7 protein-coding genes are annotated in these 7714 nt (G+C 49.4%); 1 reads left to right on the top strand and 6 read right to left on the bottom strand.

What is annotated here, in order from left to right; all coding sequences use genetic code 11:
• Nucleotides 1–406: 406 nt before the first annotated feature.
• Entirely contained in the window at nt 407–769 is a 363-nt protein-coding gene (locus WCO51_07340) for a recombinase family protein (GenBank protein ID MEI6513075.1), read from the top strand.
• 369 nt (nt 770–1138) lie between these two features.
• Here WCO51_07340 and WCO51_07335 read toward each other — a convergent pair whose 3' ends face one another.
• The 6 genes from WCO51_07335 to WCO51_07310 form a co-directional block, all read right to left on the bottom strand.
• The gene (locus WCO51_07335) at nt 1139–2356 is read right to left on the bottom strand and encodes an ABC transporter permease (protein ID MEI6513074.1); all 1218 of its coding nucleotides are present in this window, start codon (nt 2354–2356) and stop codon (nt 1139–1141) included.
• Complete coding sequence (locus tag WCO51_07330; GenBank protein MEI6513073.1) at nt 2353–3081, bottom strand: ABC transporter ATP-binding protein; 729 nt, start codon at nt 3079–3081, stop codon at nt 2353–2355. The genes WCO51_07335 and WCO51_07330 overlap by 4 nt, the downstream gene beginning before the upstream one ends.
• A gap of 14 nt (nt 3082–3095) precedes the next feature.
• A complete protein-coding gene (locus tag WCO51_07325; GenBank protein MEI6513072.1) occupies nt 3096–4778 on the bottom strand; it encodes an efflux RND transporter periplasmic adaptor subunit in 1683 nt (560 codons plus the stop codon).
• Entirely contained in the window at nt 4768–6024 is a 1257-nt protein-coding gene (locus WCO51_07320; GenBank protein ID MEI6513071.1) for a TolC family protein, read from the bottom strand. The genes WCO51_07325 and WCO51_07320 overlap by 11 nt, the downstream gene beginning before the upstream one ends.
• A 5-nt stretch (nt 6025–6029) precedes the next feature.
• A complete protein-coding gene (locus WCO51_07315; protein MEI6513070.1) occupies nt 6030–6494 on the bottom strand; it encodes a MarR family transcriptional regulator in 465 nt (154 codons plus the stop codon).
• A 461-nt stretch (nt 6495–6955) separates the two neighbouring features.
• Nucleotides 6956–7714 (bottom strand): TIM-barrel domain-containing protein (locus tag WCO51_07310; GenBank protein ID MEI6513069.1); only part of this gene is annotated, 759 nt, incomplete at its 5' end.

Below are 7714 nucleotides of genomic sequence, written 5' to 3'. Positions count from 1 at the left end.
GTCTATGAGCAACAACTCATCGCAAAACAAGTGGTTGAGGGTGTCCATTAAAACATAAGAAGACCAGTTAGAGGATGGAAGAGCTTTTGTCCAATCCTCCCTTCCAGACTTTGTTCTGGATGAAGAAGCCTCAAAACGCTACTCGGATATCAACCGCTCTGCGTTTCTTCTCCTATGTAGAAAGCGAGAAGGGCTTGTTCAACATTTTGAAGCTGCCAAGCGAGGCGAATTCTCCGCCCTTATCGTTTTTAAATTGAGCCGATTAGCACGCAGTACACGCAAGGGTTTGGAACTCTATGAAGAATTTGAGAAAGCAGGCTGCAGTGTTCATAGCGTGATGGATGGCTATGACACTTCGACACCAAGTGGACGGGCGATGCTTTCGGTTGGATTTACCTTCCATTAAATGGAATCAGAAGGGATAAGTGAGTGGGCAAAAGCAGTTGCTTATCATCGGGCGGAGCAAGGCAAGATAGCAGGAGCGCCGCCTTTCTGGATCACCAAGAAGGAAGAAGGCTCCTGCGAGTTGAACGAACGGTATCCCACGATACGCCGTTTGGTGGAACTACGATTACTCGGCTATTCCTATCCACGCATCGCACGTACCCTTAGTGAGGAAGAAATGACCGCGAGCAGAGGAGGGGTTTGGCGAAACCAAATGGTTTGTGATGCCTTAACGCCAGACCAATTGCTTCGCTTGCAGGGGCATTATGTGTTTGGGAAAGGACTAAAGGAGGATGATTCTTGTAGTAGCCACGACTTGATCTGACAGTGGTAAGTTCTCTGACAGATCAAGTCGTGGCTACTACATCTGAAGCGTGGGGCATGGATTACCCTTCGGATTCCACTTTTCGATGGCACCCGCCGAATCTTTGTCCCCTTTTATCATGTAAGCTATAAAGACGAATGCATTATCAATCCTAAGCAGTAAGCCGATCTGACTTAGGCTTTCAAACAAGCATTCAAATACCTAATCCTGCCGAAGCAGGAAGCCAAATCGCCTTGTCAGGCGATTTTTGTTTTAAGTCTCTGATCTTAAGGTAATGTAATTGATGAAGGATTTCACTTCGAATGCATAGCGTATTATAATAGTATCGTCCCCGTTGGAAAGGGGGACGATACTGCTTTCGCGTATCCCCTACTCATACCTCAAAGCATCAACTGGGTCTAATCTTGAGGCTTTTCTTGCGGGGTAGAAGCCGAAGAAGATGCCTACGAAGGCGGCGAAGCCGAAGGATAGGAGTATTGAGGTAAGGGATGGGGTTGTATTCCAACTTAAGGCTTTGCCTGCGCCCCAGGCTCCTGCCATGCCTAATAGAATCCCGATCGCTCCACCGGCCATGGAAAGCACCAACGCTTCGACTAAGAACTGCAACTGAATATCTCTTCGTCGAGCGCCAAGGGCTTTACGGATGCCAATCTCGCGCGTTCGTTCGGTCACCGAGACCAACATGATATTCATAATGCCGATACCGCCAACTAAGAGGGAGACACTCGCGATGCCGGCTAATAGAAGGGTAAACATGGTGGCGGTCTGATTGGCCATTTGCATGATTTCGGCTTGGGTCATAATGCGGAAGTCATCATCGGCATCATTTGCTAGGCGATGACGTTTTCGCAGAAGCTGCGTTAGCTCATCAGTTGCTTGAGTGGTCTTTTCCATCGTGGTGGCCTGAATACTGATGGCGCGGACATACTGAATCCCAAATAATCGCCGCATCGCGGTTGTGACTGGAATAAAAATTTGGTCATCAGGATCCATGTGTCCCATTCCAGCCCCTTTTATCGCAGTGACGCCAATAATCTCGAACCCTACCCCTCTGATTGAGATTAGCTTGCCGATTGGGTCTGAATCACCGAAAAGACTTTTTGCGGTAGTTGGTCCAATAACGGCTACCTTGCGCAAGCCTTTTACATCAATATCAGTGATAAAACTCCCACTGGCTATGTGATAATTGCGTACACCCAGATAGTCGGGGTTAGTCCCGAGTACAGTGGTGTTGGTGTTCACATTGCGATATTTGATTTGCGCGTTCTGCCCCACCTCGGGAGAAGTTGCCGCCACTGAAGGACACTCATCTGCTATCGCTTTGGCATCGTCTAAGGTGAGGGATTGTTGACTTCCAACCCCCCCGAAAACCGGTCCCTGGCGACCCTGGCCGTTCATGACGATGAGCACATTGGTGCCCATTTGTTGAATTTGGGTCATCATGTTGTTGCGCGCGCCCGATGCAAGGGCGAGCATGGCAATTACAGCGCCAACTCCGATGATAACCCCAAGCATCGTGAGCACCGCACGCATTTTATTGGCAACCAAACTTTCCAGTGCTATCGATAAACTTTCCCTGAGGTTCATGAGTCATCCTCCATCGGAAGTGTGGCAAGGGTATCGCAGGCCTTAGTTGGATTAACGACCGGCTGGTCGGAAACGATGTGGCCGTCTTTGAAACGAATTATTCGCTGAGCGTGTTTGGCGATATCCTCTTCGTGGGTGACAAGGATTATCGTCTTTCCTTCAGCATGCAGCTCTTGGAAAATTGCCATTATCTCTTCACTGTTACGGGTATCGAGGTTACCCGTCGGCTCATCCCCAAGAATGATCATAGGCTCATTCACGAGAGCACGAGCGATGGCAACTCGTTGTTGCTGTCCTCCAGAAAGTTCATTGGGCTTATGTTCCATCCTATCGCTAAGCCCAACACGCTTTAAAGCGGCTCTTGCCAGCATCTCCGGTTGGTCAATATCGGCATTATAAAGGAGGGGCAGCATTACCTGGCGAATGGCCGAACGCCTTGGGATCAAGTTAAAAGTCTGAAAGACGAATCCGATTTTTCGGTTACGTACCGCGGCTAGTTCGTCATCATCCATCTTAGCCACTTCCTGACCGCCCAAGACATAAGAACCTTGGGTGGGTCGGTCAAGGCATCCGATGATGTTCATGAAAGTGGACTTGCCTGAGCCGGATGGTCCCATAATCGCCACGAACTCGCCGCTTTTGACCTCAACCGTAACACCCTTAAGGGCATGTACGGCAATTTCTCCCATTTGATAAGTTTTATGTAAATTTCCGACGCCAATCATATTGAGTTCCTTTACTAGAACATTCGTGGCGGTCCGCCACGGCGCTGACCTGTCCTTTGGGTTGATCCTGTTCCAGTACCTTGGCTCGATGTCGAACCATTCCCATTTACAACGATGTCGCCCTCTTTCAATCCGCTTATTATTTCGGTGTAGTCATCGCCGGCTAAACCTACTTGGATGACACGGGTTTCCTGTTTTCCATTCGCCAAAACAGAGACCGTCATGCCGTTCTTGGTTTCTTTAATCGCTGCACTTGGGAGACAAAGTACATTCCGTTTGTTGCCGATGATGAAATCGCAAGTAGCGTTCATCTGGGGTTTAAGTTGGCGATTGATCCGTTCTAGCTCTACGGTAACCGGCACGGTGGTAACGTTTTGGTCGACTACTGCCAATGGGGCAATTTTAATCACCCGCGCTTTGAATTTTTCTTTCGGATATGCATCCACCCGAACGCTAACCCGCTGACCAAGTTGAATTTTGCCGATATCCGTCTCATCGACATTCACAACTACCCACATGTGGGTGGTATCGGCGATATCGACAATGGTTATGCCTGAGCCACTCCCTCCGCCGACAGCAGCGCGTCCCGCAGTCACAATTGAACCTTTATCAACATACTTTTTGACCACAACACCGGCTCTAGGAGCGGTGATAGTGCAATAGCTGACCTGAGTATGGGCATTCTTGACGGCTGCCTTTGCGCGTTCCAATTGTGATTGGGCCTGCAAGATGTCCTCGACCTTCATTTGGTTCTGATAGGAAGTTGCATTGACGGCATCCAAAGAAGCTTTGGATTGCTTAAATGCTGCCCTTGCCGCCGCCAGGTCTTGTTGCTTGAGTGAGTCTTGAATTCGATTAGTTCGAGCAGTTTCTAGGGCAGATTTGGATTGATCATATCTAGCCTGTGCATTACTAAGGTCTTGGAAGGCTTCATCCTTTACGGTATCAAGTTTGATTTTTGCGTTATTCAATTGAGCTTTAGCTACGGAGAACTGTTGTTCTGCAGCCTCAAGTTGGCTTTTAGAGACGAAACCTTTTTCCAGAAGCGCTTGTTGACGGGTGAAATTAAACTGCGATTGGTCGTAAGTCGCCTTGGCCTGGTCGTAAGCGGCCTGGGCAGATGCCAGTTTCTGAGGAACCAACGCTGACTTGGTTTGGGTCAATGTCGCTTGAGCGGAGGCAAGCGCACTTGCGGCTTGCTTAATTGCTTCAGATGTTAGAGTTGGCTGGATTTTGGCCTGCGACTCAGCTTGTGCAAGCCGTTGACGGCTGGATTCAAGCGCTTGCTGCGCACTTACGATGTTGGCAGCCGTTTGCAGTTGCTGCATGCTCGAACCCTGCTTAGTCTGATTTACTCTCGCTTCTGCCCCTTGGTAATCAGCTTCCGCTTGCGACAGATCCGTCAATGAATCAGAAGGGTCGATGCGGGCAATTAACTGGCCGGCTTTGACCACGTCGCCTTCGTCAACCGTTAATTCGACTATCTCTCCACCGACGTTCGATTTAACCTCTACTGTCGTTAGTGGCTGCAGGACACCCGTTGCCGAAACAGTGGCAACGACATCCCCTAGTTTGACCGTTTCAGTGCGTAGTTCCGGTGTGGCATTTCCACCTGATCGGGCGCGGATAATTACTACGCCAACCAGCAAAATGGCGGCGATGATAATGTATTTCAAGTATCGTCTCTTACTTTTCATTGGCTTCTCCTGACTTGCCCACCGCGTAATCGAGTTGGGCGACAGCAATGTAGTAGTCATAGCGTGCCTGTACGTCGTTGCTTTGAGCAATAATGACTTGCACTTCGGCGTTCAGTAAATCAAGGGTGATCCCAATACCCTGGGAATATCGGGCCTTTTGGGCTTCATAATTCAAGTTGGCGGCATCAAGCCCGATAGCACTTGCCACCATTCGTTCTTTTGCGCTTGTGAAGTTCAAATAAGCCTCTTCAACTTGAGCACGAATATCCTTGTAAAGTTGTTTTTCCTGAATATCGGCATTGCTTCGAAGAGCCTTTGCTTGTCTCAAGTTGGCCTGATTAGCTCCGCCGTTGAAAATATCGAAGACTATAATTCCGACTATTTGCGAGTTGTCAGTGTCGAATCCGCCATTAATCTCCCGTTGATAATTGCCGTAGATCTCCAGTCGAGGGAACATCTCAATTTCTGCCGTTGTCACATTCGCGCGCGTCGCCCCAAGCCTCGCTTTGGCTTGCATGATGTCAGGGCGTGTTTGTAGAGCCACATCGAAGTAGCTGTCGAGTGATGCCATCTCAGCGCTAGGTAATTCGTTGATTTCTTGTATATCAAAACCTGATTGTGTGGAAAGGCCTAATGAACTTTGCAAGTTGATTAAGGCTATTCTGACTGAGTTCTGTGCTCTCAAAAAACTTACTCGCGCATTGGCAAGCTGCGCTTCGAACGGTAGTACATCTACTTTTGCAGCGTCGCCCAACTCCGCGCGAGTTTTGATTTCATCCCGCAGCCCTTCGTTGTACTTCACATTCGTCTCAGCGACTTGATTCAAATGCTTCGCCCTTAGCGCTTCGTAGTAAGACTGCGTCACGTTGAATATAACCGTCTGAAGTGTCCGGTTTAGACTGGCTTTACTTTGCTCAACCCCATAGTTGGCAGCTTTAACATTCATTTCTCTCAAGCCGCTATCGAAGAAGTTCTGATTCACCGTCAGCGCGGTTCCGGTATTTACATTGCTTAAAACGCCCCCCGAATTTTCGGTAAAAAGGTTGCTTTTAACTGAGACTTGGGGGAAATAGCCGCTGATCGCTCTTGCCGCCTGGCTTTTAGAAATAGTGACACTGTTTATTGCCGTCAGAACATCCGCCTGATTATCCAACGCAATCTTGAGGCAGTCATTTAGCGATAAGGGTGCTGCCATAAGAGATGAAGCTACAAAAAGAACCATTAATGTTAAAATGTATTTATTCATCGGTGTTACTCACTCTTTCGTATAGGTTGATCGCTAGAGATAAGGGTTGAGCGCAAGATACCCATGGCTAGTTCCACCATCGCACATTCGCTTGGGCTGAGCGTTTCCAACTTTCCTGTCAGATTGGCGATTGTTTTGAGGTGAATCTCTTCCACTGCACGTTCTCCGCTAGGTGTCAATTTCAGCATTAATTTTCTCCGGTCCTCATCTGCGGTCGTCCTGAAAACCATTCCGCGTTCAACAAGCCCATCGATTATTTTCGAAGCGGTAGAGATAGTCGCTCCAAGATGCTCAGCCGCTTGCGATAGCGATAGCCCCTCATGCCGCTTTATCGACATGAGGGCGTGGAATTGGATGAATGATAATTCATCCGGTCCACGCTTGCTCTTCTCCGGTCGAACAGTAGGCATGATCTGCCTTAATGTTTCCATCACCGTTACAGCACATTGATGCGCAACATCAGTTGTCATATCCTTACCCCTCTTTCTAACTAGTTGCCTCAGGAAACTATTGCCTGTTTCAACTATAACACATTATTGGACGTACGACAAGAGGTAAAGTTCACTTTCCTGTGGCAATTATGTCACGATTTTGTTTATAGCTTACTTGCCAACTACTTGAAGACGGCAAGTAAGTGAAAATGTTAGAGGAAAAGTCTGACCGGATCGAAGCAAGAAGCAAGAGGCCGGATTAGACTAAGGGAAAGGTATCGGTAATAAGCACTTCATACTCATGCAGATGCTTTAGTTCGTTCTGAATGACACCTTTCTGGGGTGTAGTAGAGTATGCCCTACAGTTCCCTTAGACCCATCCCCAATCAACCATGCGATGAATTTAATATTTCCCCTCAATAATACGGGAACACTAGTCCGGGATCAAGTTACGGATTTCCCTGTGCTGGCGAACACCGGCATGCCGGGTTCCTTCGCGGCTACTCTGTGTGCAATCCTTTGAAGAGTCCCATCAGCCGGTCGTTATTGCCGCGCACGAACCCCGGAATGTGTTCGATCGGGGCCTCCGCACTGATAATCGTTCCGCCCTGATGTCGTGTGTCGGTCCAGGCGTTTGTCCATTCGACCCCGGCAGGCAGATAGACACTCCGGCGCCTGGTCTTGTAGGTGAGAATCGGGGCGACGAGGAGATCAGGTCCGAACAGGAATTCATCCTCCACGTCGGTTGCTGTTGGATCGTGCGCAAAGTCGAAAAACAAGGGCCGCATGGGCGGCGTTCCCTTTTCCGACGCCAGTATCATCTGCTCCATGATGTAGGGACGTAGTCGCTCCCGGAGCATCATGGCCGCCCAGATGTGCGGGTATGTGTCGCCTCCGATAGTCCATGCCTCGTTGTTCGGACGGCATCCGTGGGTTCGGAAGACAGGGGTGAAAACGCCATATTGGTACCAACGCACCATCAGTTCGTGGAAGCGGTCGGTCTGATTGTCGGGCGTGATAAAACCACCGATTTCGCTCGCGCCCCACGGAATGCCGCTCATGGCGAGATTGAGTCCCGCTTTCATGTAGGTTTCCAAGTGTTCGAAGGACGACATGATGTCGTGGGCGGCCGGTGATGCCCCGTAGCGCTGCGAGCCCGCCCAGGAATTGCGGCAGATGGTTACGACTTCCTTCTCGCCCGCGGACAGCAGGCCGTCGTAGATGTTCTTCTGGTGAGCCACCACGAAAAAGGCGTGCGC

Source organism: bacterium (assembly GCA_037131655.1).
Classification (GTDB): domain Bacteria; phylum Armatimonadota; class Fimbriimonadia; order Fimbriimonadales; family JBAXQP01; genus JBAXQP01.
The sequence above is the reverse complement of the archived record's forward strand: the minus strand, read 5'-3'. Positions and strand labels throughout refer to the sequence as shown.